Source organism: Achromobacter sp. CF-sbj1-Ac2-l (assembly GCF_052698165.1).
Genome location: NZ_CP199855.1, coordinates 5,551,257 through 5,574,550 on the forward strand (window position 1 = coordinate 5,551,257; position 23,294 = coordinate 5,574,550).

A 23,294-nucleotide genomic window follows, 5' to 3' on the forward strand; every position below is an offset into this window, starting at 1 on the left:
GAACAACTGATAAGCAGGGTGGTTTGCGCCGGGTCATTGCGGCAAGCGGGATGTCACCCAGCGCATAATGTCCTGCGCGCCCATGGCGCCCGCCTGACGTGCAACCTCATGTCCCCCTCGGAACAAAATCAGGGTTGGAATGCTGCGAATACCGAACTGGGCGGCCAGGTGAGGCTCGGCCTCGGTATTTACCTTGGCCAACCTCACCTTGGGTTCAAGCAGGGAGGCCGCCTGCTCGAACTGCGGCGCCATCATCTTGCACGGCCCGCACCAAGGTGCCCAGAAATCGACCAACAGTGGCAGGTCGCTGCGCTCCACGTGGCGCGAGAACGTCGCCGTGGTCAACTCGATGGGTTCGCCCGTGAACAAGGGCTGCTGGCAGCGGCCGCAGTTGGGATGTTCCGATAGCTTCGCAGTCGGTACGCGGTTGATGGACTGGCAATGCGGACAGACGAGGTGAAGATCATTCTTCATGGTTCGCCTCCTTGGACCACAGTGAGGCTGCCGCGCTTCGGGTCACAGACAATGCCGACCAATCAACGCCTTGGAGCCAATCGTTCCCGTCTTTGCTTACTCCGGCCTCTTCCAAATGAGCAGCGATGAACGCTTCGGCCTGCATGAGCCACCTTTGGACAGTATCTTCCTTACTAGGAATCAGCAGGATTTCAGAGACGCTGCTGGCATCCAGCCCGTCCACACGGATAAGCAGAAAAATGCGCCGCCACAAACGCGGCATGTCCTTCAGCAGGTCGAATGCAAAAGCGAACTCGCTCGACCGATCAACTAGCTCCTGCTGTTCCGCGATCGTTGCGGCATCGGGATGCTGACTGTCAGCGATGATATCGGCCAGCCTGAGTGTGTCATCGGGCTGATAAAATTCGAAGACTTCCTCTTCCACCATGGCCTCGGCGACGTCCTGGGCATCCGCTTCGACCGGCGCGTCCAGAGAAACGAATTCGCCAAATTGCCGGCTGTTTGCCACTTCGTGATCCAGGACGGCGAACAGATGCTTCAGAAGACCGAAGTAAGCCGCTTTTTCTTCCGGCACGGATTGCCATTCCACCTCAGCTTGGACAATCGCTTCATCCACCACGTCGCGCAGCGTCGGATAATCGCGCGGTAAATCGCCGACGGCACGCAGATAAGCCAGCTCACGCCTTGCGACAGCCTCAAGTTTCGACAGTAGAGGCATTCGGTTCACTTTGGCCTCATGGGCGGCTGACGCGGGTTTTGCGGCAATTCGCACCTTGAGCTCGCGCAAGCGCTCGCGTCGTGCTTTGCGCTTGATTTGGTCCTGAGCATGCAGCCGGTCAAAATGCTTCTTGGCCTGACGGAACAACGACTGTGCGAGCATCTGCGCGAGGGGCGTCAGCTCGTCATGTGATGCAGTAACGCTGACAATCTTTTTGCCGGGCAGGTGCATATAGCCACTGGCCAGAAATTGCCGCTTGGTCTTGTCGCGATCAAGGACGATTTGAAGTCGCACTGAATCTTTAGTGTGTTTGTCGAGCAATGGCTTGAGGGCGTGCTCGATCACATTTCCCAAAGCTCTCTGCCATGGTTCATGAAACTCTTTGTCGATAGCTCGATAGCTATATTGCATCTGCATGTATGACTCCTTTAATGTCATTTCTATGGAGGCACGAACCGAAAATGCTCATATCCATAGAATTTAGTTTGACCCGCTCTTATCCCTGGCGCGTTTTGCGAAGACGCCAACTCAAGAACAAAAGCGTGACACCATAGACTGCCGCATAGAAGCCCAACAGCCAGCCTGCGGCCAGGAATGACTCGACCGGACGGGAAAAAAATATCCACAAGACGATAGCGCCAAGGACAATCGAGAGCAGTCCACTGAAGGCAAGCCAGATTTCACCCTTGATTTCTTGACGCAGCCGAACGGCGGCGGATATCTCCAGCACACCGGTGAAAATCGCCCAGAACCCCACGCTAGCCCATAAAAAAGAAGCCATGACCATCGTGGCGACCCAAGGAGCAACCAGGACGACGACGCCGGTAAGTATGCCGACAATGCCGCTGAACAGCAGCCAGCCCCAGCGCTCTTTTTTCTGGATATGGCGCACCGCTGCAACCAAGTTGAAAGCGCCATTGACCAAGGAAAATGCGCCGAACACTAAGGTCATGGCCAACAGAGCCGATTGTGGCATCCAGAACGCAAGGGCTGCGAAAATCAATGCCAAGACACCGCGCAACGCAAAAATCCACCAATTTTCGGTCAATGAACACAGTGTTTTGGTGGGCTCATCCGCACTGGAATCGGTGATGGTGTCTGTATTCATGCTATATCTCCTAAAGATCTAATGGGGTGAAAAAGCAAACACTCCTGAGCCAAGAGAGGGGCGCGACGCGCCCCTCTTACGCCCTATCCAGCGGTTTCAGAACAACTTGGACAGCTTTGCCTTGATTTCATCGAGCCAGCCTTTTCCGCCGCCTCCCCCAGCCGTCTTTTGCTTGACTTTCTTGAGTTCAGCATACAGGGGCTCAAAGTCCTTCTTCTTTCCATAGCCCAGCAGTTCTGCCATTTCCAACTGCTGCCGCGCTTCGTTCAATAATGTCTCCAGGCGCTTATCGGACGCTTCGCTCCGCTGACCATCTTCTACCAAGGTCTCGGCGCGCTTCAGGAGCAGCCTGGCGCGCAGGGCGGGCAGCGGATGCACGCTGCGCGTCTCGACCAGCGTGCTGAGCGCTGCCTGCAGCGCGGCTTTGGCTTCTTCAATCTTGCCCTGATCGATCAGCGGCACGACTGACTTCACGGCTGCGGGATAGGACGCCAGAGGGATGTTGGTGACCGCGATCACGATTTCACTTGCCAGCAAAGCCAGCACGTGACGTGCCTGTTGCACCTCGCCATGTTTGAGGGCATCCAGCGCCTCGTCGGTCATCGCCTCAATGGTTTCCGTGTTGGCGAACAAGTCGTGCACGATGGTGCGCACATCAACGGGGGCCAGGGCAAGCGTGGGTTCGCGCGCAACGATCAGCTCCAGCTTTCCCGTCACTTCGGCCAGCGTTGCCAATGCGCGTGCAGCGTCCTTGCCGTCAAGTGCGGCCAGCGCTGATTTGGTCAGCGCCAAGGCCGAGACGGCCTCATCGAGGACTTGTTTACGTTTGTCTGCAGCCTGCGAGTCCGTTTCCTTCTGAACCTCAGGCTGTACCTCCGTGACGACTTCAGGCTTGGCCTGTGGACTGACAGGAAGGCTGCTTACCGCGGCCTGTTCGTTTATTTCTTTGTTCGTCGCATTGGGATTCGATGTTTGCTCATTCATGATGATATGCCTCGTATGAGTTAGTGAAAATAGGCGAATCTATTGGGGCTGACTGCGAACATCGCGAGACTGACCGACCGAACAGTCGGCCCCTTCATCACCTCAAAACAGCTTTTGGAGGCGCGTCTTCAACTCGTCGAACCATCCCTTGCCGCTTTTGCCACCAGCCGACTTTTGCTCAATGGACTTCACCTGATCGAAGATGGGTTTGAAATCCGCCTTCTTGCCATAACCCAGGATCTGCGCCATTTCGATCTCCGTGCGCGCGGACGACAGCAAGGTGCTGAGCTCCTCGTTCTGCTTGGCATCGCGCTTGTCGGTCTCGGCCAGCTTTTCAGCTTTTGCCATCGCGGCTTCAGCCCGTAGCACGGGCAGAGGAAAGGCGACCGAGGTCACCACCAGCGTGTTCAGTGCTCGGGCGAGTTCCGCCTTGGCATCGTCGATCTTGCCGCTGTCGATGAGCCGTGCGGCCGACTTGATCGCTGCCGGGTACGTTGCCATCGGCAGGTTGTCGGTTTCGATCACGATTTCGCTGGCCAGATTGGCGACGATGGGCCGGGCCTTTTGCACCTCGCCATCACCCAACAACTCCCGAGACAACTTGACCGCTTTCTTCACCGTTTCCACGTTGGCGTGGATATCGCGGGTGATGACGCGTACATTGACCGGCGCCAAAGCAAGTTTGGCGTCGCGTGCCAATACCAGTTCCAGCTTTCCGCTGGCCAGTTCCAGCGCAGCGAGCGCCTCCTTGGTCTTCTTTGCATCAAGAAGTGTCAAAGCCTCCTGGGTCTTGGTGAGCGCCGTGATGGCGTCCTGAGTGAGCTCAGCACGCTTTTTTTCGGCTTCCCGGGCGGCCTTGTCATCTACCTGTGGCTGCGCCGCCTTGGATGCGGCAGAGGGTGCTGCAGCACCTGGGCTAGAACCTGCCGCCGATTGGGCCTGGGCCGGTCCGCTCAGTCCGACGACGACCGCCAGGGCAAGTGCGGAGAAGGTTGATTGGGGCTGTTTGATATTCATGATCTTGGGCTCCTAATTAAAGTTAGTTGACTGAGATTTCAATCTGTTTCGGTTTGGCTTGCTCGGCCTTGACAAGCCGCACTTCCAGCGCGCCGTCTTTCATCGAAGCCGTCACCTTGGTCGGATCAACGTTGTCAGGCAAGACAAAGCTGCGCACAAAGCGGCCATACGCACGTTCGATGCGGTGGAACTTCTTGCCCTGCTCCTCTTTTTCCAGTTTGCGCTCGCCGCTGATGGTGAGCACGCCGTTTTCCGCGCTGACGCGCACGGCATCCTTGGGGACCTCCGGCAGATCCAGCTTGAGGAGGAATGCGTTCTCATCCTCGCTGATGTCCACCATTGGTGCCCAGTCCGCCGTGGTCATGGCTTCGTTGCCGGTACGGGCACCCTGTCGCTGGGGTGTCCGTCCCAACATCGTCGCCAGGCGGTTTTGCAATTCATCCAGTTCTCGGAAGGGGTCCCACGGAGTCAATGCAGACATATCGGTTCTCCTTGAACAATGCCGGCGAATTGGATGACGCACCGAACAGAGCCGCCGGCTCACTCTGAATAGCGCCTACTACTTTTCGTTTCCATCAAGAACAAGTCCTTGGGTCAATTGAAGGATGTCGTTCTCGTCGAGCGTTTCCCGCGCCAGCAGTTCGCGCGCACAACGCTCCAGCACCGCGCGGTTGGTGTCGAGGATCCGGTAGGCGCGCTCGAACACGCCCATCACGATGTCGCGGATGGCCTGATCGATGCGCGCCTGGGTCGATTCGGCCACCCGGCAGCCGCCGTGGGCCAGTTCCGGTGTATCGACAAAGCGTGGCCGCTGCGCCTCGAAGGCGATGTAGCCCAGTCCTTCGTCCATGCCAAAGCGGGTGATCATGTCGCGGGCAATATCGGTGGCTCGCGCGAGATCATCGGCGGCCCCAGTGGACAACTCACCGAACACCAGCTTTTCGGCGGCACGCCCGCCCAGCAGCACGGCAATCTTGTGTTCCAGGTCGGCGCGCGTCATCAGGAAGCGGTCTTCGGTGGGGCGCTGCAGCGTGTAGCCGAGCGCGCCGATGCCGCGCGGGATGATTGAGATCTTGTGCACGGGGTCGGTGCCGGGCAGCGCCAGCGCCACCAGCGCATGGCCCATCTCGTGATAGGCCACGGTTTCCCGCTCCTTGGGACTGAGCACGCGGTTCTTCTTCTCCAGGCCCGCCACGATGCGCTCGATGGCGGCGGTGAAATCCTGCAACTCCACGGCGGATGCTTTGCGCCGGGTCGCGGCCAGCGCGGCCTCGTTGACCAGGTTCGCGAGGTCTGCACCCGAAAAGCCTGTGGTCAGCGCAGCCACCTGTTCGAGATCGATATCCTGAGCCAGCGTCACCTTCTTGACGTGGACTTTCAGGATGTCCAGCCGTCCCTTCTTGTCGGGCCGGTCCACCAGCACCTGGCGGTCGAAGCGGCCGGCACGCAGCAGCGCCTGGTCGAGGATTTCGGGGCGGTTGGTGGCGGCGAGGATGATCAGCCCCACCGAGCTGTCGAAGCCGTCCATCTCGGTGAGCAGCTGGTTGAGCGTCTGCTCACGCTCGTCGTGGCCGCCGATGGGCCCGCCGACGCCGCGTGCACGGCCCAGCGCGTCGAGTTCATCGATGAAGATGATGGCCGGCGCCTGCCCGCGCGCCTGCTCGAACAGGTCGCGCACCCGCGCCGCGCCCACGCCGACAAACATCTCGACGAACTCCGAGCCGGAGATAGAGAAGAACGGTACCCCGGCCTCGCCCGCCACGGCCTTGGCCAGCAGGGTCTTGCCCGTGCCGGGCGGGCCAACCAGCAACACACCTTTCGGGATGCGCGCGCCGAGGCGGCCGTAATCCTGCGGGTTCTTCAGGAAGTCGACGATTTCGACCAGCTCGGCCTTGGCCTCATCGACACCCGCGACATCGGCAAAGGTGACGCCGGTGTTCTTCTCCATGAACACCTTGGCGCGGCTCTTGCCGATGCTCAGGAAGCCGCCCATGCCCTGCTTCTCGGCGAAGCGGCGGAACAGGAAGAACCAGACGCCGAAGAAGGCCACCGCCGGCAGAATCCAGGAGAGCACATCACGTAGCCAGGTGCTTTCCACCACCCGCGCGTAAGGCACGTCGTACTTGGACAGCCGCTCGGCCAGGTCGGGTTCGACGCGAGTGGCCACGATGGTGGTCTTGCCCCGGCTGTCCGGCGATTTCAGGCGCCCGGTGACCGTGCGGTCCGACACCAGCACTTCGGCGACGCGCCCCTCGGCCAGCGCCTTCTCGAATTCGCTGTAGGGCACGGGCTCGACGGTCTTGGCCGCCTGCCAGTAGTTCTGCAGCGTCAGCAGCAACAGGCCGGCGACGATCCAGTAGCCAATGTTCCATTGATCTTTCTTTTCCATGGGCAATGTTCCTCGCAAGTCGTGCCGCTAGAGAATGGGGGTGAACAGACGGGCCACCCCGTCGCGCAAGCGGATGGCCAGCGGGCGGGCGCGCAACGCCATGGCCGATATCTCGTTCGATGCATCACGGGCGGCATCAAAAAGGGATTCCAGCCGCGTAGACAGCGCGGTGTCGTACACCTCCACATTGAACTCGAAGTTCAGGCGCAGGCTGCGCGCATCCCAATTGGCCGAACCCAGGCAGCACCACTGGCCGTCTATCAGCATCAGCTTGCTGTGGTCGAACGGGCCAGGCCGTTCGAAGATGCGTACACCGTGCTCCAGCACCTGCCAGTAGTGGGCGCGCGCGGCCCATTGCACCGTGGGATGGTCGCCGTTTGCGGGCGTCAGCACCTCGACGCGCACGCCGCGCAACGCGGCCGTGCTCAGCGCCGCGATCATCGGCTGATCGGGCACGAAGTAAGGTGTCCAGATGCGCACCGAATGCTTCGCCGCGCTCAAAGCGCCCATGAAGGTCCAGCGCATCCTGTCCAGGGCCTCATCGGGACCGGCCTCGATGCCGCGCGCCCAAGAGGTTCCTTGCTCATCAGCCGTTGCGGGCGGTTCGCCCCAGAAACCCTTGCTGAGCCGCTCGCCCGTGGTATCGCACCAATCATCGGTGAAGCACCGCATCAGATGCGCAACCACCGGCCCGCGCAGACGAAAGTGCAAATCGTGACAGGCCTGCTCCGGCGCATCGGGCCGCCAATACGGGCTGAAGATGTTCATGCCGCCGGTGAAACCCGTCTCGCCATCGATCACCAGCAGCTTGCGGTGATTGCGCAGATGCGCGGCATGCAGGCGCGCGGGAATCAACGTCGGGTTGAACGTCGCCGCCGGAACGCCGGCGCGTTGCAAGGCGCGGTAGGCGCTGCGGGGCCTCCAGCGGGCATAGACGTCGTCGATCAGCACCCGCACTTGCACGCCGCGCTCATGAGCCCGGCGCAGCGCATCGACGAACTGCGCCCCGATGCCTTGGCTGTCGAAGATGTACGAAGCCAGCGCGACGCTGTGCCGCGCCGACTCGATGGCAGCGAGCATGGCCGGGTAGGCCTGCTCGCCATCGACGAGCGGCTCGATGCGGTTGCCGCTGGTCAGCGACTGGCCGGTGGCACGTCCCACCAGGTGCGCCAGGCCGGCAAACGGCGCCGATACGGCCTGGGGCATCGTAGGCGCGAGGTCCTGCCGAACAGCAGGATCTGCCCCCGGAAACAGCCGCCGCGCCCGCCGCTGGTAACGGTTGATGCCGAACAGCCCATACAGCAGCGAACCGCCCAGCGGCAACAGCGCGATCAGCAGCACCCACAGCGTGGCCGATCGAGGGTCACGCTTGTAGATGACCGCGTGCCCCGCTGTGGGGATAGCGACCGCCAGCGACACGAGGGTGGCTGCCCATGTCAGCCCGTTGGGGTCGGACACGACAGCCTCCCCATGACTCAAGATTCGCCGCCCGCTGACTTCTTCTTGCGCGCAGGCTTGCTCGCGTCGCTCGGCGGCGTCTCGGCCACGTTCGCGGCATCGGGCTTCTCAGGCTCGGCCGGCTTCGCGGGTGGCTCCTGGCGCTCGAAGACCACCCGTTCGGCCTTGTCGTCCCAGCGGGCGCTGGCGTGATCGGCCTTGCCGATACCGCCACCCAGCATCTCGCGCGCCAGAGCAGTTTCCAGCTCGCTGCGGATCAGCCGCTTGAGCTCACGCGCGCCGAACTCGGGCTTGTAGCCTTCCTCCGCGAAGTGATCGATCAAGGTCTGATCGAAGGTCAGCGTCACGCCCTGGCTGGCGGCGTTGCGGGCCACACGATCGAGCTGCAGGCCGACGATATGGCGGATCTCCTCCTTGCCCAGCGCATGGAAGACGATGATCTCGTCGATGCGGTTGAGGAACTCGGGGCGGAAGTGTCCGCGCAGCACGTCCATCACCTCGCCCTTGGTCTTCTCGTATTCCTCGCCGGCGGCGCCACGGGCCTTCAGCCGACGCTGGATGATGTCCGAGCCCAAGTTCGAGGTGGCGATGATGATGGTATTGGTGAAATCCACCACCCGGCCCTTGCCGTCGGTGAGCCGCCCGTCGTCGAACACCTGCAGCAGGATGTTGTAGACGTCGGGGTGAGCCTTCTCGATCTCGTCCAGCAGCAACACGCTGTAGGGTTTGCGCCGCACCTTCTCGGTGAGCTGGCCACCCTCGTCGTAGCCGACGTAACCCGGAGGCGCCCCCACCAGGCGTGCCACGGTATGGCGTTCCCCGTACTCGGACATGTCGATGCGCAGCAGCGCACCTTCATCGCCATAGATGGACTCGGCCAGCGCCTTGGCGAGCTCGGTCTTGCCCACGCCGGTCGGCCCGAGGAACAGAAAAGTCGCCACCGGCTTGCTGCCTTCGCGCAGGCCCGCGCGCGACAACCGCACGGCATCGGCCACCGCGCGCACCGCTTCGTCCTGGCCCACGAGGCGCTCGTGCAGCCGCTGCTCCAGATGCAGCAGCTTCTCGCGTTCTTCCACCGTCAGCTCGTTGACCGGAATGCCGGTCAGGCGCGAGACGATCTGCGCGACATGCTCGGCTTTGACTTCGGCACTGCCCGAGGCGCGCTCGCGTTCCCATTCCTCGACAAGCTTCTTGAGTTCGGCCTCTTTGGCCTCGATGTGCTTGCCCAGCTCGGCGGCCTTGTCGTACTGCTTGCGCGAGGCCACATAGTCCTGCTCACGCCGCAGCTGGTGCAGTTCGGACTCCAGCTCTTGCACCGCCACCGGGCGGGCCGTGGCCGACAGCTTCACGCGTGCGGCCGCCTGGTCGAGCAGGTCGATGGCCTTGTCAGGCAAAAAGCGCGCGGTGATGTAGCGGTCCGACAACTCGGCGGCGGCGATGATCGCATCCTCGGTGATGCTGACCTTGTGGTGCGCCTCGAAGGTGTCACGCAGGCCGCGCAGGATCATCATGGTCTGCGCTACCGTCGGCTCGGGCACCATCACCGGCTGGAAGCGACGCTCCAGCGCGGCGTCCTTCTCGATGTACTTCTGATACTCGTTGAGCGTGGTGGCGCCGATCAGGTTCAGTTCGCCGCGCGCCATCATCGGCTTGAACACGTTGGCCACGTCCAGCCCGCCTTCGCCGCCACCCTGGCCTGCACCGACGATGGTGTGCACCTCGTCGATGAAGAGAATCAGCTCGCCCTGGTGCTCGGTCACTTCCTTGAGCACCTTCTGCACGCGCTCCTCGAACTCGCCGCGGTACTTGGCGCCTGCCACCATGGCGTTGATGTTGAGTTCGACCAGACGCTTGTCGCGCAGCGTCTCGGGCACTTCGCCGGCGACCATGCGCTGCGCCAGCCCTTCGACGATGGCGGTCTTGCCGACGCCGGGCTCGCCGATCAGTACCGGGTTGTTCTTCTTGCGCCGGGCCAGCACTTCGATGGTCGTCTCGATCTCCTGCGCGCGGCCGATGACCGGATCGAGCTTGCCCTCGCGCGCCATCTTGGTGAGGTCGCGCGAATACTTGTCGAGTTCCGGCGTGTTGGTCGGCGTCTCGGCGCGGCCATCCTCGGCCCCTTTGCCGACCACCTTGCTTACCTGCTGGCGCAGCGCTTGCGGCGTGAGGCCGTAACGGCGCAGCAGGTTGGCCGCCAAACCTTCGCCTTCCTCGGCGAGCCCGATCAGGAAATGCTCCGGCCCGACATAAGAGTGGCCGAGTTCGTTGGAGGCCACGAAAGCACGGCTGAGCGCGTCCTTGACCCGGGGCGACACGCCGATCTCGCCCTCGAACGGCTTATCGCCGCGCTTGGCTTCGGATTCGATCTGGCGCTTGAGGTCATCGACCTTGATCTTGAACTGCCCCAGGATGGTCTTGACCACGTCGCTGTCGGATAGCGCCAGCAGCAGGTGTTCGGTATCGACTTCGGCGCGCCCGAACTCTGCAGCGTGTCGGGCGGCCTCCTGCAATAGGGCCTCGGACTGTTCGCTGATACGGCTGGCGAGCCCACTGCCGCGACGGCGCGCGGTGCCCGTACCGGCCGGGGCGGGTTCGCCGAACGAGGCATCGACGACCTCGTCGGTATCGGCCGCCATGGACGGTGCGTCGTCACCGATGCGGAAGAAGTCGCTGCCAAGGAAGTCTTCGAACAGCCCGCTGCGCGAGCCGAACAAGGCCTCCAGCGGTGAGACGGTGCGCTTTTGCTGGCGCACCAGTTGGCGATAGTGATCGTCACACAACAGCATGGTGCTGTGGCGACCATTGAGATTGGCTTCCACCCGCACCGTGGCGGGCTGGCCGCAGACTTGGCATTGTTTTCTGGCCATGCTGATGCTCCTGTAAAGATTGATCTGACGAGGCACCGCCGATCACGGTGCCTCATCTCTTTGTGGTTTTTGAGAAAAACGCGCTGCCCCGCGTCAGCCGTTGATCGGGATCGAGCGCCCCTGCTTGGGCGTACTGGCCTCGCGCTTTTCCATCGTGATCGTGAGCACGCCGTTCTTGAAAGCGGCCTTGATCGTGTCCTGGTTGGCATCGGCCGGCAGGTTCAGAGCGCGCTGAAAGCTGCCGTAGGAGCGCTCCACCCGATGGAAACCGCCGTCTTTCGTTTCCTGCTCCTGACGCTTTTCACCGCGCACCAGCAGCACGTCGTTGTCGAGCGTGATCTGGATGTCTTTTTCCTCGATGCCGGGTACTTCCAGGGCGATCTTGTACTGCTTGTCGGTCTCTTGGATGTCCAGCGCCGGCTTCAGCATGCCCGGCCAGTCCGACGGCCAGCGTGGCATGGCCAGCGTCGGGAAACCGAAGCCTCGAAACGCGTCGTCGAACAGGCGGTCGATCTCGCGATGCAATTGCAGGATGGGACTGACGGGCCCACCCGCCACCGGCAGGTCATTGCGCTGCACCGGGAGCGAGGCAGTGCTCTGTTGTTCTTCCTGCTCCTTCTTGAACCAGTTCCAGGGAGCCAATTTCTTGAAATCAATGTCCATGTCACACCTCCAGAAGAAAAATTGAAGACTCTCGCTCACTCCGTTTGCCTGCGGCGACGGACAGCGCGCCCAGACGACACGGAGTGTTCCGCTGACTTTGGCTGCTCATCTGTGCGTATCACCTCCTTCTTTCTGCCTGCTTGGATCTGATCATTGATCCATCGATCGATTTCACTTTGACGAAACCGCCACGTCCCGCCGACCTTGAAGGCCGGAATCTCCCCGTGCGAGGCGAGCCGGTAAAGCGTCCGCTTGCCGACTTTCAAGTAGGCAGCCAACTCGTCGAGTGTGAAGATCGCCTGCTGGCGCGCTGTCATACCACCCCCACAAGTTCCGTCGTCACGCGGCCTCGCCTGAGGAAGTTCTTGCAAGACTTTGCAAGATATTGTACCTAAAATGCCGAAAGTCAAGAGTCAACATCCAGCGATCTGCTGGCCGATTGATGTGACTCAATCGTAAGCAGCCAGGAAACAAATGTTGGCTGCCACCGCGATGGTGCTCCCCAAGTCATCAATCTGCTGCCATGTGAAAGGGGAAGTCCATGAACGAGATTGCCCGAGTCGGGGTGGATCTGGCCAAGCGGGTTATCTAGGTGCATGCGGTGGACGCGCGTGGTGGTTGCCAAGGCGCTGGCCGCTGACAAGTTTGCGGCCTGGTGCGCGGAGCTGCCTCCCGGCTGCCTGGTGGCCCTGGAGGCCTGCGGCGGTGCGCATCACTGGGCACGCAAGCTGCGCGGCTATGGGCTGGATGCGCGGCTGATTGCAGGCCACTTCGTCACGCCCTACCGCATGGCCGGCAAGGGACGCAAGAACGGTGCGGCCGATGCCGCAGCGATCTGCGAGGCGGCAACCCGCCCGCACATGCGCTTCGTGCCGGTGAAGCCGCCGGCGCAGACGCTGCTGGCCAGCCATCAGCTACGCAAACCTCCCGATTCACTCACGCAGCTTATTCCTGCTTGCCTAGGGACGACCATGTAAGCGGCAGATGGTCGGAGTCCTTTGCGACCAGCACCTACGCGAGCAGCCCGGAGGTGGGGATGCCCTTGGCGATGATCTCCGCCGGGACCGGCGCCTGGGTCAGCGTTCGGCATCTATGCGCAGGTCCACTTGCCGCGGATGTGGCACTCGACCGTGAACACGCCCGGCGTGTAGTCCAGCTTCTCGCTGATGCGCTTGAGCGCACAGCCGCACGCGCAGCGGGTGTTCTCGGGCTCGTGGTGGCAGTCCACGCGCGGCAGGTCCGCCGGCAAGGCGGTGCGCTTAGGCATCGCGCCAGGCGTAGCCGGCGGCTTCTTCTTGCCCAGCAGTTCCTGGAGCTGCGCCTCAGCCGCGGCAAGGTCGGCGTCCGTCTGGAAGTGTGTAGGCCTTGCCGGTGGCTTTGGCTTGGCGGACCACCAAGTCTGAGAGTGCCATGCTCTAGCTCCTGAACATGAGTCAGGAACCAGATGCTTAACCCATCGACCTCAGCGCCCTAGCAGGCTGGTGAGAAACCCTTGAATCCTTCCGGATCATGTCCTTCCGATCATTTTTTCCGGCACCGGAAGTGCGCCGTGGCGTGTGATTCAGGGTTCTCTCACCCTCGCATTCCGCTGTTCGCCGGGCAGCGGACGCATCTGTCCCTTCTACGCGGCAGCCGCTCGCATCAGGCTCAGCATTCGGGTCAGGTTGTACGCCGCGAACGCGAACAGTGCCTGGCCCGAGAGCTTTTCCAGCCCCTTGTGCCGCGTCTTGCGCAAACCACCCACCGTCTTGATCCAGCCGAAGGCCTCTTCGATCATCTTTCGCCGGCGCAGACTCATCGCGTAGCCTTTGCCACGCGCCGTGCGTCCATCGACGGCGCTGCCGCTGACCTTGCGCGCCACGTGTGCCTTGATGCCGCGCCGTTCGAGTGCGGCAACGAACTCGGCCGTGTCATAGCCCTTGTCCGCACCCACCGTCGCGCCCGGCTTGCGCACGCTGCGATCAATCATCCGGATCGCCGCCTCCCACTCGGCGCGTCCCGTGGCTTGCGTGCTCTCGACATCGACGACGAGCCCGTTGCGGTTCTCGGAGAGCGCGTGCGCCATGTAGCGCAGCTTCGCTTCCGCGAACTCGCCCTTCTTGTAGAGCCGCGCCTGCGGGTCGGTTGTGCTCTGGTGTGTGGCGTTGCTGCGCGTCTTGCCCTTGAAGTCCGCCTCCGGGTTGCGCCCGGCAGGCTTGTCCGGGCCACTGCCGTCCTTGGGAACGAAGCTCTTGTGGCTGGCCCAGGCCTCGATCATCGTGCCATCGACGCTGAAGTGCTCGTCGGAGACGAAGCCCTGCCACTCGGCAAGATGCAGTACGCGACGGAAGAACTGGCGTGCGACGTCGGTGCCGAGCAGACGGTCGCGATTGATGCTGAAGACGGTGCGGTCCCACACCGCGTCATCCATGCCCAGGCCAACGAACCATCGGAACAGCAGGTTGTAGCCGAGCTGCTCGACGAGCTGGCGCTCGCTGCGGATCGTGAAGAGGATCTGCACGAGCAGCGCACGCAGCAGCTGCTCGGGCGGAATCGACGGGCGCCCGGTGTGCGAGTAACGCTCATCGAACAGCGCACTCATGTTGGCGAGAATGCCGTCGACCAGCGCACGCAGAGTGCGCAGCGGGTGGTCCTTCGGCACGCGTTGCTCCAGGCTCACGTAGCTGAACATCGACGCTTGGGGATTCTCTTGGCCGCGCATGGGAAATCGGGAAAAGCAGAAAGACGATTCGAGGCAGGAGTCTGCCTCAAAACCCGCGCCCGGAGCAGCGGTCGGGGTTTCTCACCAGCCTGCTAGCAACAATCCGGAAGCCGTCGTGCCCGCAAAAATGGACACAAAAATGGACATAAACGTCGTGGCTTAAGGTGGATTTCCGTGGAGCCCACTGGAACATCGAGGTGTCGAAAACTCAACCAGAATCAACGACTTACGATGCTTCTTGGACATTCTCAGAATTCCCTGGAACGATGCAGTGGAGGTGAAGGGAACAGCACCCGGTCGCTAACAGGCCGTTGAAATACCTATCGACGCCTCACCTGCAAAGCAGGAAGATGAGGCCATCGATCGACGAACGGTGAGGCGACGATGCGAGGAGCGGACAGCTACAACGAGGCTCTGTTCAGCACGATACGGCTGGAGGACTTCGTGCCGGCCGAGCATCCGTTGCGGCCGATTCGCGTCTGGGTCAACGACGCGCTGGGCAAGATGGGCGATACGTTCGCGGCCATGTACGCAGCCGACGTCAAGGGCGGTCGCCCGAGCATCGCGCCCGAGAAGCTCATCCGCGCGATGCTGCTGCAGGTGCTCTACAGCGTGCGCAGCGAACGCCAGCTCGTCGAGCAGATTCGCTACAACCTGCTGTTCCGCTGGTTCGTCGGGCTGTCCATCGACGACGAGGTGTGGAACCACTCGGTGTTCAGCAAGAACCGCGACCGGCTGATCGAGCACGATGTGGTGACCGAGCTTTTCAACGCCACGGTGGAGATGGCGCACCAGCGCGGGCTGCTGTCGGGCGAACACTTCAGCGTGGACGGGACCTTGATCCAGGCCTGGGCCAGCCACAAGAGCATGCGGCGCAAGGACGGTTCGGACGACGGGCGCCCACCCGAGGACTGGAAAGGCCAGCCCCGCAGCAACGACACGCACGAATCGACGTCGGATCCCGACGCGCGGCTGTACCGCAAGAGCAACGCCGCACCTGCGCTGCCGAGCTACCTGGGGCATGTGCTGACCGACAACCGCCATGGCCTGGTGGTCAACGTGCAGGCCAGCACCGCGGACGGCACGGCCGAGCGCGAGGTCGCCGCGCAGATGCTGGGCGACGTTGCAAGACCGGGCAAGCGCGTGACGGTGGGTGCCGACAAGGCATATGACACCAAGGGGTTCGTCAAGGTGTGCCGGGAGATCGGAGTGACGCCGCACGTTGCGCAGAACACGAGCCGCAATGGCGGCAGCGCCATTGACGGGCGCACCACGAGACATTCTGGCTACGCTGTCAGCCAGCGCAAGAGGAAGCGCATCGAGCAGTGCTTCGGGTGGGGCAAGCTCATCGGGCCGATCCGTCAGGTGATGGTGCAAGGACTGGACAAGGTGGACCAGCTTCTGACCCTGACGATGACAGCCTACAACCTCACACGACTGCGCAACCTGGCGCAGCCATGCCCGGGGTGCGTCCAATGAGCTGCGAAGAGGTCGAAATGCCCTCTTGCGGATGCATGAATGCCGGTGAAACACACGCGCCGCGGCCTTCCGGGTGGAACCCGAGGACTGTATGAACTTGCCAGAACATCCAGCGATGGCGGAACGCGCGTTCATTCAGGGTTCTTCAACGGCCTGCTAACTCATTTATTACGAACGTTTTTTCCGATCCAGGCGTCACGGAATGGACTCGATTGTGGACTCAAGTCTTCGGCCTGGTCAACGCAGGCCGTTGCGGGTGATCCAAAGCGAGCCAAGCACATCCATCAACAGCCAGAGCATCGGATTTCATTCCGAAGTCTATCTGTCCACCGGCACATAACGCCACAGGCCGCAACGGACAGGCGAGCTGCGTCCTCAAAGGACCGGCTCATCATCGACCGGCGCGGCCCCGTCTTTCACCCGCTCGATGAACCGCCTCATGGGCTCCGAGGGTTCGCCCCGGCGGCGCAGCAGGTAGGTGGAGAGCATCGGTGGGATGCCGGCCAGGGGACGAATGGAGATGTCCGGGCGCTGTAGCGTCTGCACCTGCGAGGCGATGGCGAAGCCGATGCCGTAGCCGGCGCCGACCAGGGTCAGCATCACGCCCAGGCTGGTCACTTCGTCCACCAGCTTGAGCGGCATGTTCGTGTCCTGCAGCACCGCCTGAATCTGGTGGCGGCAACCGGAGCCCGCCTCGGGGTGGCACAGAACCAGCGGAAACTTCAAGGCTTCGGGCAGCGGCACCTGCACGTGTGCCAGCAAGGGGTGGCGTGCGGGCACGATCACCGACAGCGGATCGGTCCACACCGGCTCGGCGACGAGGCCATCATGCACCGCGTTTGACAAGCCAAAGCCGATGTCCAGCAGATCGTTGTGCAGCATCTTGAGCTGCTGCGCGAACGGCAGCTCGAAGACGCGAATCTCCAGCTCGGGCTCATCCTCGCGGCTGCGTGCCAGCAAGGTGGCGATGCGGGGTTGCGCCAGGCTGTCGCAGATCGCGATGCGCAGATGGCCCTGGTAGCCCTGTGCCGCCGCCTTGGCGCTCTTGACTGCCTGCTCCACGGTGGCCTGCACGCGCCGGCATTCGCCGAGGAACACCTGGCCGGCCCAGGTCAGCCGCGTCAGGCGTGTGCTGCGGTCGAACAACTGCACGCCAAGCTGGCTTTCCAGGTCGCGCATCGCACGCGACACAGGCGATTGCTCGATGCCCAGACGCTCGGCTGCACGGGCCAGATGCAGTTCTTCCGCAACTGCGATGAAGTAACGCAGCAATCTGAAATCCAAGGCCACCTCCTGTTTGTCTTCTTCTGGTTCGGCCTCTCGGGCGCCAGCATCTACATCCGCATCCCGTCAGCACCTCCTTCGATGGCATCGCGTCGAAGCACTCATGCCTGTCGGGAGCAGGCCCGTCGCCGACACGCGCGGAGCAGGCCGGCGCACAGCCCGGGCTGAATGCTGATGGTCAGCGCCTGCTGCTGCCATGCCAGGGCGGGCAGCGGTGCGCCGGGCACCGCGCGCAGGTGCGCGCGTGTGGCTCGTGTCCGCGATCAGTGCAGCCGACGACGACACGCCGGCGTCAGGGCGGGCGTGCCGATGCAGTTTCATGAGGGTGTCTTTCGGCTCACCCCGGTCGCTGCCCGGGTCGGTCACGAAGCTCAGTTTCAACACCCGGACTTCTGCGTAGCCGCCAACACCTGGGCGACGCGCTGGCGGGCCCACCAAGCGGTCGCCGCGGATGAAGTCCTCGGGCTGCGGTTGACGCGGCGCGGAGGCCTGCAGCCGCTGCGCGAGCTGCCCATCGCCCATGCGTTCGTCGTTCCAGGACACGCTGCCGTGGGTGGTGACGGACAGGTTCGCCGCGTCGGGCTTGATCGGCTTCACTCCATTCAGACACAGATACTAATGAGAATTATTATTGATTGTCCGTGGTTTTATGTGATATGGCAACACCGATGGAATCACCCGGCCTCGCCTGGACACTCGCCGCCTCGTGCCGGCGACTGAGGCCGGATGGCGGCAACTGGAAAGCCTCTGTGACCGGCATCGCCACCGGGAAGCACTCATGCGGTTCCCTACGGCCAGAGGAATGGACTCCACTTTCTGGGGGGAATTACATGAACTTACGCCATCTTCGCTGTTTCATCGCCGTGGCCGAAGAGTTGCACTTTGGCCGGGCGGCGCGGCGGCTGCATGTGGAGCAGTCGCCCCTGTCGCGCACGATCCGCCAACTGGAGGCCGACCTGGGCGTGGCGCTGCTGGAGCGCACGCCGCGCGGCGTGCGCCTGACCCCGGCCGGGCAGGTGTTTCTGGAGGAGGCCCGGCGCGTGCTGCTGACCCTTGAGCAAGCCCAGACCAAGACGCGGGCGGTGGCGGTGGGACACCGGGGCACCCTGCGCATCGCCCTGGCCGGCGGCGTCGGGCGGACCCGGCTGTCGGCGCTGCTCGCGCTGTGCCGCGAGGAGGCGCCGGAAGTGGGCATCCGGCTGTTCGAGGCGCCGCTGTCGCAGGTGGTGGGCGGCCTGGGCAACGACCTGTACGACGCGGCCTTTGCGATGGCCGGCGAGATGGCGGCCGGGGTGGTCGCCAGGCCGGTGTGGCAAGATCCACTGGTGGTGGCCATACCCGCGCGGCACCCCTTGCTGGCGCACAAGCGGGTACCGCTGGACGAGGTGGTGGGCTACCCGCTGGTGCTGTGTCACCCGCAGGTTTGTCAGGAGTGCAGCCGGCAATGCGAGCGCCTGCTGCGCCTGGTGGAGACACCGCCGGTCGTGGCCGAGTACGTGACGACCCACTCGTTGATGCTGGCCCTGGTGGCGGCCGGCTATGGCGTGGGATTTTCCACCGCGGCGCACGCGGTGGCATGCCGGCAGGCGGACGTGATCGTCCGGCCGCTGGACGAGGACTCGGCGGCGTTGACGACCTACCTGCTACATCCCGAGGGCGCGATGTCGGAGCCGCTGCGCCACTTCATCGACCGTGCTCAGCGTGTCGGCCATATGCCGTTGGATACGCAACGGCTCGCATGAGGCTGCTTCAGGCGGGTTGGGGCGATGCCATTTTGGTCAAGGTGCCAGACCCGTTTTGTCATAGCGGGGTTCCATTGACGCGGTGCACGGGCGTGCTGCACTCAGGCTGCTCGCGCTTGCGGTTGGCATCCTGCGATGAGACTTGCATGCCCATCGCGTCGCGTCACAGCGAAGACGCGCGGCGCAACAGTGCTTGCCGTATGCGCATCGGCTCTGGCGTGTTGAGCTGATCGCGCTTTACTGGGCCTTTTCCCCTGCAAAGACTTTGGCCTGGTTATCCGGGTCAGGCATGGTGCCCGCGAATGATGCTGGTGACAGCATGTTTCGCGGCTTGCGAATTGTGAGTGATGGCGCCATGCGCGGCAAGACGCACATCTCGCAACGAAACCGGCGGCATCGTCGATGCCACGGTCTTCGCCGCTTCGCCACTTGCTCGTTTCGCCCGGAGATTTCTGGACAGCCACGCACGTCGCCTGTACGGCGGGTGCGTGTGTGTGGACTCGGTGCGATGACGAATGGAGGCGCGTGATATGCCGAAGTCGAGCAGCCTGGCCGATGGCGCCAAGACCAACTACCGCCCGATCGAGGCGGCAATCCGCTGGAGCGGATTGCTGCGCTTCGAGCGGCGCATCCTGGCGACCTTGGGACAGCGGCCTCTGCCGGAGGCAACGGAGTTTCCGCGCTGGCCGATGCTGCGGTTGAACGCCGAAAGAATCTTCGATGCGCTGGCTCACGGCGAGCTGCCGTATGGCAAGGACGGCTTGGCGCGGGACACGCAGGGCCTGACGATGGACGACCCGTCGCTGACCGTGCGGCACGTCGATCTGAAAGCCTGGATGGCGCACTACTACCCCGGCGAGAAACCGGCGTTTCTGTTCGATGAGATCGAGCGTGCGCTTCACCCGGCGATCAGCCTGGACACAGTGGGCGCATTGATGGCCGAGCGGGAAGCGATCAAGGCGCGGCTGGCGGAACACTTGGGCGTGCACGAGACGCTGCGCGCCGAGCACGAGGCGCTGCTGAAGACGCACGCCGCCTACACGGCCGACGCGGAGCGTGCGAGCACGCCTGGGCCGCGCAGCGAATCGACCTACCTGAACATCGTTGGCGGGTTACTGACGCTACTGCTGGGCAAGTCGCCCAGCGGCATGCCGTATTCCAGCTTCCTGACGCAGGAAGCCATCATCAGCGCGATGGTGGCGCACCACGGCAACGCGATGGGCATCACCGAGCGCACGCTGCAGGCCAAGTTCGCACTGGCTCGGCGCAATCTGCAGAGCACAAATTCCTGAGCGATGCCAGACCGTATCTGCGGTCGCGGATGCCGCATTTGCGGTGTCTTTCCTCAGCGCGGCGTTCTTAATGCGAGTCACGCCAATCAGCGCCACTGAGCGTTAAGGAGTGACCCTCATGTCTTCGCAGACCACCGCCACGGCGGCACCGACCGAGCACCGCATCCTGCGCCGCGCCGAGGTCGAAGCCAAGACCGGCTTCAAGCGCGCGCACATCTACAGCCTGATGAAGGAAGGCAAGTTCCCCAAGGCGCTGCGCCTGGGCGTGCGCGCGGTGGGCTGGGACTCGGTGGAGATCGAACAGTGGATCGCCGATCGCCTCAAAGAACGCGCCTGACGCTTCTTCTCGGTTCATGCCATTCGACGAGGAGAAGCCCATGCAGGTGGTGTCCATCATTTCGACCAAGGGCGGCGTGGGCAAGACCACGACGGCGGCCAACCTGGGCGGCTTTATCGCCGATGCCGGGCTGCGCGTGCTGCTGCTGGACCTGGACGTGCAGCCCACGCTGTCGAGCTACTTCACGCTGGACGCGCGCGCGCCCGGCGGCATCTACGAGATGCTGGCCTTCAACGAGCGGCGCATCGAGCAACTGGTGTCACGCACCGCGATCGCGGGCCTGGACCTGGTGCTCTCCAACGACGACCGCGGTGAACTGAACACGCTGCTGCTGCACGCTCCGGATGGGCGCCTGCGACTGCGCCATTTGCTGCCCGTCTTCCGCACGCACTATGACCTGCTGTTGATCGACACCCAGGGCGCGCGCAGCGTGCTGCTGGAGATGGCTGTGCTGGCGTCCGACCTGGCGCTGTCGCCGGTGACGCCGGAAATCCTCGCGGCGCGCGAGCTGCGGCGCGGCACGCTGCAACTGATCGAGGACATCGCGCCGTATCGGCACCTGGGCATCGAGCCGCCGCCGCTGCGCCTGCTCATCAACCGTGTGCATCCGGTGTCGTCGAACGCGCGGCTGGTCCAGCAGGCGCTGCGACAGGTGTTCCAGGAACAGGCCGGCGTGCAGGTGCTGGGCACCGACGTGCCGGCCATCGAAGCCTATCCGCGCGCTGCGACACGAGGATTGCCAGTGCACCGGGTGGAGTACCGGCAGCCGGCTGGGCGCACGGCGCCCGCGGCGCTGGAGACCATGCGCACGCTGGCCGGCGAGCTGTTCCCCGCGTGGCGGGAGTGCTTCGCGCTGGTCACCGGCCGGGCCGATGCGGGAGGGGCCAGCCATGGCGAGCGCACATGAACTGGCGCGCGGCCGTGAACGGCTGCGCGCGCTGATCGAGTTCGCGCTGGGCGAAGGCTGGCGCGTGGTGCGCACGTCCGGCGGGCACCTGAAATTCACGAAGCAAGGCTGCGCGTCGATCTACACCAGTTCGACGGCGAGCGACCACCGTGCCGACCGCAATGCACGCGCGCAACTTCGCCGCGCCGACCGGCAGGCGCAGGAGAACGGCCGTGGCTGAGCTGACGCCGCAGGACATGGCTGCCAAGCTTCTGGCCACCGGCTTCGAGCGCAGCGGCCCTTCGGCCGCGACCTTGAGCGACCCCATCGCCGACACGCCGATGGTGGTGACGCTGGACCAGTTGCGGCCCTACGACCACGACCCGCGCGTGACGCGCAACCCGGCCTATGCGGAGATCAAGGCGTCCATCCGCGAACGCGGGCTGGACGCGCCCCCCGCGATCACGCGCAGGCCGGGCGAGGCGCACTACATCATTCGCAACGGCGGCAACACGCGGCTGGCGATCCTGCGCGAGTTGTGGAGCGAGACCAAGGAGGAACGCTTCTTCCGCATTGCGTGCCTGTTCCGCCCGTGGCCGGCGCGCGGCGAAATCGTGGCGCTGACCGGGCATCTGGCCGAGAACGAGCTGCGCGGCGGGCTGACCTTCATCGAGCGGGCATTGGGCATCGAGAAGGCGCGCGAGTTCTACGAGCAGGAAAGCGGCCAGGCGCTGTCACAGAGCGAACTCGCGCGGCGGCTGACGGCCGACGGCTATCCGGTGCCGCAGTCACACATCAGCCGCATGAACGATGCGGTGCGCTATCTGCTGCCGGCGATCCCGACGCTGCTGTACGGCGGATTGGGCCGGCATCAGGTGGACCGGCTCGCAGTGCTGCGCAAGGCGTGCGAGCGCACCTGGGAGCGGCGGGCGCTGGGCCGCACTGTGGCCGTGGACTTCGCCACCTTGTTTCAGGACGTGCTGACGCAGTTCGACACACAGCCGGACGACTTCTCGCCGCAGCGAGTACAGGACGAGCTGGTGGGCCAGATGGCCGAGCTGCTGGAGGCGGACTACGACACGCTGGCGCTGGAGATCAACGACAGCGAAAGCCGCCAGCGTGCGCTGACCAGCGAACCGGCGGCGCCGACGCCAGCGGCAGCGCCTGTCGTGCCTGCTGCACCTCCCCCGCCGGTCTCCGCGCCTCAGCAGCCACCCGCCTCGTCTGTGCCGCGCGACACCACGCCAGCCGCGCCTCCGGCGCCAGCAGCAACACCGCCTGCACCGCCCGAGGCGCCGGAGGAGCAGCACGGGCAGCGCGACGAGCGCCTGCAAGGGCACATCGTGACGCCGGCGCCGACCACCGAGCGCCTGCAGTCCATCCAACGGATGGTCGCGGACCAGCTCGGCGACAAGCTGCCCGACTTCGAGGCCGATGCGCTGCGTGCGATCCCCGTGCAGGCGGGCGGACTCTATCCCATCTCGGACGTCTGGTACATCGAGCCGAGCTTGGACGTGCCGGATCGCCTGCGCGTGCACATCGCGCAATTCGCGCGCGAGATCGCCGGGGACGCAGCGGTAGCCGACCACATCGAGGCCAGCGACGGCGGCATCGGCTTCGTCTGCGTGGCGCCGGCCGTGGGCCAGGCGAAGGCGCTGCCGGTGTTCGCGCGGGCGGTGCTGACCCTGCTGCATGCGCTGAGTGCAGCGCCGCCCGCCGCGAACGGATTGGACCGCGCGCGGCTGGCCGATGAGCTGGCGGCGCTGCTCCATGGCCATGGCGGCTCGGCCACACGCCTGAGCGATGCTGCGCTGGTGAAGCTGTTCCGTCTGCTGCGCCTGGCGCGCCGGCTGCTGGATCTGGAAGCCGGCGTAGCGAGCCAGGATTCCTGAGCG

General features: G+C 63.8%; 21 protein-coding genes and 3 pseudogenes. 8 read left to right on the top strand and 16 right to left on the bottom strand.

Going from position 1 to position 23,294, the window contains the following annotated elements:
• Positions 1-33 precede the first annotated feature (33 nt).
• The 11 genes from trx-GI to ACUDCK_RS25430 all read right to left on the bottom strand — a co-directional run bounded on the left by trx-GI (position 34) and on the right by ACUDCK_RS25430 (position 11,995).
• Complete coding sequence (trx-GI, locus tag ACUDCK_RS25380; protein WP_280055465.1) at positions 34-474, bottom strand: heat resistance system thioredoxin Trx-GI; 441 nt, start codon at positions 472-474, stop codon at positions 34-36.
• Entirely contained in the window at positions 464-1,609 is a 1,146-nt protein-coding gene (locus ACUDCK_RS25385; protein WP_014236589.1) for a hypothetical protein, read from the bottom strand. Before ACUDCK_RS25385 ends, trx-GI begins: the two co-directional genes overlap by 11 nt.
• A 79-nt stretch (positions 1,610-1,688) precedes the next feature.
• Positions 1,689-2,300, bottom strand: coding sequence for a heat resistance membrane protein HdeD-GI (gene hdeD-GI, locus ACUDCK_RS25390; RefSeq protein ID WP_003285392.1), 612 nt, complete (start codon positions 2,298-2,300; stop codon positions 1,689-1,691).
• A 96-nt stretch (positions 2,301-2,396) separates the two neighbouring features.
• On the bottom strand, positions 2,397-3,284 hold the full coding sequence (gene yfdX2, locus ACUDCK_RS25395) for a heat resistance protein YfdX2 (RefSeq protein ID WP_014236588.1): 888 nt from the start codon (positions 3,282-3,284) through the stop codon (positions 2,397-2,399).
• A gap of 102 nt (positions 3,285-3,386) precedes the next feature.
• Positions 3,387-4,301, bottom strand: a complete 915-nt coding sequence (yfdX1, locus tag ACUDCK_RS25400) for a heat resistance protein YfdX1 (RefSeq protein ID WP_014236587.1) — start codon at positions 4,299-4,301, stop codon at positions 3,387-3,389.
• Between the two features lie 22 nt (positions 4,302-4,323).
• Positions 4,324-4,782, bottom strand: coding sequence for a small heat shock protein sHSP20-GI (gene hsp20-GI, locus ACUDCK_RS25405; RefSeq protein WP_014236586.1), 459 nt, complete (start codon positions 4,780-4,782; stop codon positions 4,324-4,326).
• A 78-nt stretch (positions 4,783-4,860) separates the two neighbouring features.
• Positions 4,861-6,690 carry an ATP-dependent zinc metalloprotease FtsH gene (gene ftsH, locus ACUDCK_RS25410; protein WP_445659270.1) on the bottom strand — a complete coding sequence of 610 codons (1,830 nt, stop codon included), beginning with the start codon at positions 6,688-6,690 and terminating at the stop codon, positions 4,861-4,863.
• Positions 6,691-6,717: 27 nt separating this feature from the next.
• Positions 6,718-8,148, bottom strand: a complete 1,431-nt coding sequence (cls, locus tag ACUDCK_RS25415) for a cardiolipin synthase (protein WP_031755009.1) — start codon at positions 8,146-8,148, stop codon at positions 6,718-6,720.
• A 17-nt stretch (positions 8,149-8,165) separates the two neighbouring features.
• Entirely contained in the window at positions 8,166-11,015 is a 2,850-nt protein-coding gene (clpK, locus tag ACUDCK_RS25420) for a heat shock survival AAA family ATPase ClpK (protein ID WP_023115022.1), read from the bottom strand.
• Positions 11,016-11,108: 93 nt separating this feature from the next.
• Entirely contained in the window at positions 11,109-11,678 is a 570-nt protein-coding gene (locus ACUDCK_RS25425; RefSeq protein WP_016446189.1) for an Hsp20/alpha crystallin family protein, read from the bottom strand.
• A 35-nt stretch (positions 11,679-11,713) separates the two neighbouring features.
• A complete protein-coding gene (locus ACUDCK_RS25430; RefSeq protein ID WP_012761384.1) occupies positions 11,714-11,995 on the bottom strand; it encodes a helix-turn-helix domain-containing protein in 282 nt (93 codons plus the stop codon).
• Between the two features lie 284 nt (positions 11,996-12,279).
• Between ACUDCK_RS25430 and ACUDCK_RS25435 the strand changes: the two are divergent.
• A pseudogene (locus tag ACUDCK_RS25435) lies at positions 12,280-12,571 on the top strand (IS110 family transposase); the annotation flags it as partial.
• Positions 12,572-12,692: 121 nt separating this feature from the next.
• Here the strand turns inward: ACUDCK_RS25435 and ACUDCK_RS25440 are convergent.
• The 3 genes and pseudogenes from ACUDCK_RS25440 to ACUDCK_RS25450 all read right to left on the bottom strand — a co-directional run.
• Positions 12,693-13,023: pseudogene (locus tag ACUDCK_RS25440) on the bottom strand (IS66 family transposase zinc-finger binding domain-containing protein); the annotation flags it as partial.
• 1 nt (position 13,024) lies between these two features.
• Positions 13,025-13,090: pseudogene (locus tag ACUDCK_RS25445) on the bottom strand (tyrosine-type recombinase/integrase); the annotation flags it as partial.
• A gap of 209 nt (positions 13,091-13,299) precedes the next feature.
• Entirely contained in the window at positions 13,300-14,379 is a 1,080-nt protein-coding gene (locus ACUDCK_RS25450; RefSeq protein ID WP_445659271.1) for an IS5 family transposase, read from the bottom strand.
• A gap of 384 nt (positions 14,380-14,763) precedes the next feature.
• On the opposite strand from ACUDCK_RS25450, the gene ACUDCK_RS25455 reads away from it, so the two are divergent.
• The gene (locus ACUDCK_RS25455) at positions 14,764-15,858 is read left to right on the top strand and encodes an IS5 family transposase (RefSeq protein WP_023115023.1); all 1,095 of its coding nucleotides are present in this window, start codon (positions 14,764-14,766) and stop codon (positions 15,856-15,858) included.
• Between the two features lie 375 nt (positions 15,859-16,233).
• Here ACUDCK_RS25455 and ACUDCK_RS25460 read toward each other — a convergent pair whose 3' ends face one another.
• The gene (locus tag ACUDCK_RS25460; RefSeq protein ID WP_023115024.1) at positions 16,234-17,142 is read right to left on the bottom strand and encodes a LysR family transcriptional regulator; all 909 of its coding nucleotides are present in this window, start codon (positions 17,140-17,142) and stop codon (positions 16,234-16,236) included.
• A gap of 66 nt (positions 17,143-17,208) precedes the next feature.
• Positions 17,209-17,739, bottom strand: coding sequence for an ExbD/TolR family protein (locus ACUDCK_RS25465; protein WP_071534642.1), 531 nt, complete (start codon positions 17,737-17,739; stop codon positions 17,209-17,211).
• A 233-nt stretch (positions 17,740-17,972) separates the two neighbouring features.
• Between ACUDCK_RS25465 and ACUDCK_RS25470 the strand changes: the two genes are divergently transcribed.
• The 6 genes from ACUDCK_RS25470 (at position 17,973) to ACUDCK_RS25495 (ending at position 23,291) form a co-directional block, all read left to right on the top strand.
• Positions 17,973-18,884 (top strand): LysR family transcriptional regulator, encoded by a 912-nt coding sequence (locus ACUDCK_RS25470; protein ID WP_023115025.1) that lies wholly within the window; start codon positions 17,973-17,975, stop codon positions 18,882-18,884.
• A gap of 530 nt (positions 18,885-19,414) precedes the next feature.
• The gene (locus tag ACUDCK_RS25475; protein ID WP_023093166.1) at positions 19,415-20,176 is read left to right on the top strand and encodes a hypothetical protein; all 762 of its coding nucleotides are present in this window, start codon (positions 19,415-19,417) and stop codon (positions 20,174-20,176) included.
• A 118-nt stretch (positions 20,177-20,294) separates the two neighbouring features.
• Entirely contained in the window at positions 20,295-20,513 is a 219-nt protein-coding gene (locus ACUDCK_RS25480) for an AlpA family transcriptional regulator (RefSeq protein ID WP_016446183.1), read from the top strand.
• A gap of 40 nt (positions 20,514-20,553) precedes the next feature.
• Complete coding sequence (locus ACUDCK_RS25485; protein ID WP_023093165.1) at positions 20,554-21,420, top strand: ParA family protein; 867 nt, start codon at positions 20,554-20,556, stop codon at positions 21,418-21,420.
• Positions 21,404-21,640 carry a hypothetical protein gene (locus ACUDCK_RS25490; protein WP_012584779.1) on the top strand — a complete coding sequence of 79 codons (237 nt, stop codon included), beginning with the start codon at positions 21,404-21,406 and terminating at the stop codon, positions 21,638-21,640. Before ACUDCK_RS25485 ends, ACUDCK_RS25490 begins: the two co-directional genes overlap by 17 nt.
• Entirely contained in the window at positions 21,633-23,291 is a 1,659-nt protein-coding gene (locus tag ACUDCK_RS25495) for a ParB family protein (protein WP_023093164.1), read from the top strand. Before ACUDCK_RS25490 ends, ACUDCK_RS25495 begins: the two co-directional genes overlap by 8 nt.
• Positions 23,292-23,294: the final 3 nt, after the last annotated feature.

Bases quoted from the DNA above. Each gene is read 5' to 3' on its own strand.
- ACUDCK_RS25425 (WP_016446189.1), bottom strand. From the start codon at position 11,678: ATGGACATTGATTTCAAGAAATTGGCTCCCTGGAACTGGTTCAAGAAG.
- yfdX2 (WP_014236588.1), bottom strand. From the start codon at position 3,284: ATGAATGAGCAAACATCGAATCCCAATGCGACGAACAAAGAAATAAAC.
- ACUDCK_RS25450 (WP_445659271.1), bottom strand. From the start codon at position 14,379: ATGCGCGGCCAAGAGAATCCCCAAGCGTCGATGTTCAGCTACGTGAGC.
- ACUDCK_RS25475 (WP_023093166.1), top strand. From the start codon at position 19,415: ATGCCGAAGTCGAGCAGCCTGGCCGATGGCGCCAAGACCAACTACCGC.
- hsp20-GI (WP_014236586.1), bottom strand. From the start codon at position 4,782: ATGTCTGCATTGACTCCGTGGGACCCCTTCCGAGAACTGGATGAATTG.
- hdeD-GI (WP_003285392.1), bottom strand. From the start codon at position 2,300: ATGAATACAGACACCATCACCGATTCCAGTGCGGATGAGCCCACCAAA.
- trx-GI (WP_280055465.1), bottom strand. From the start codon at position 474: ATGAAGAATGATCTTCACCTCGTCTGTCCGCATTGCCAGTCCATCAAC.
- clpK (WP_023115022.1), bottom strand. From the start codon at position 11,015: ATGGCCAGAAAACAATGCCAAGTCTGCGGCCAGCCCGCCACGGTGCGG.
- ACUDCK_RS25490 (WP_012584779.1), top strand. From the start codon at position 21,404: ATGGCGAGCGCACATGAACTGGCGCGCGGCCGTGAACGGCTGCGCGCG.
- ftsH (WP_445659270.1), bottom strand. From the start codon at position 6,690: ATGGAAAAGAAAGATCAATGGAACATTGGCTACTGGATCGTCGCCGGC.
- ACUDCK_RS25480 (WP_016446183.1), top strand. From the start codon at position 20,295: ATGTCTTCGCAGACCACCGCCACGGCGGCACCGACCGAGCACCGCATC.
- ACUDCK_RS25485 (WP_023093165.1), top strand. From the start codon at position 20,554: ATGCAGGTGGTGTCCATCATTTCGACCAAGGGCGGCGTGGGCAAGACC.
- yfdX1 (WP_014236587.1), bottom strand. From the start codon at position 4,301: ATGAATATCAAACAGCCCCAATCAACCTTCTCCGCACTTGCCCTGGCG.
- ACUDCK_RS25455 (WP_023115023.1), top strand. From the start codon at position 14,764: ATGCGAGGAGCGGACAGCTACAACGAGGCTCTGTTCAGCACGATACGG.
- ACUDCK_RS25385 (WP_014236589.1), bottom strand. From the start codon at position 1,609: ATGCAGATGCAATATAGCTATCGAGCTATCGACAAAGAGTTTCATGAA.
- ACUDCK_RS25470 (WP_023115025.1), top strand. From the start codon at position 17,973: ATGAACTTACGCCATCTTCGCTGTTTCATCGCCGTGGCCGAAGAGTTG.
- ACUDCK_RS25430 (WP_012761384.1), bottom strand. From the start codon at position 11,995: ATGACAGCGCGCCAGCAGGCGATCTTCACACTCGACGAGTTGGCTGCC.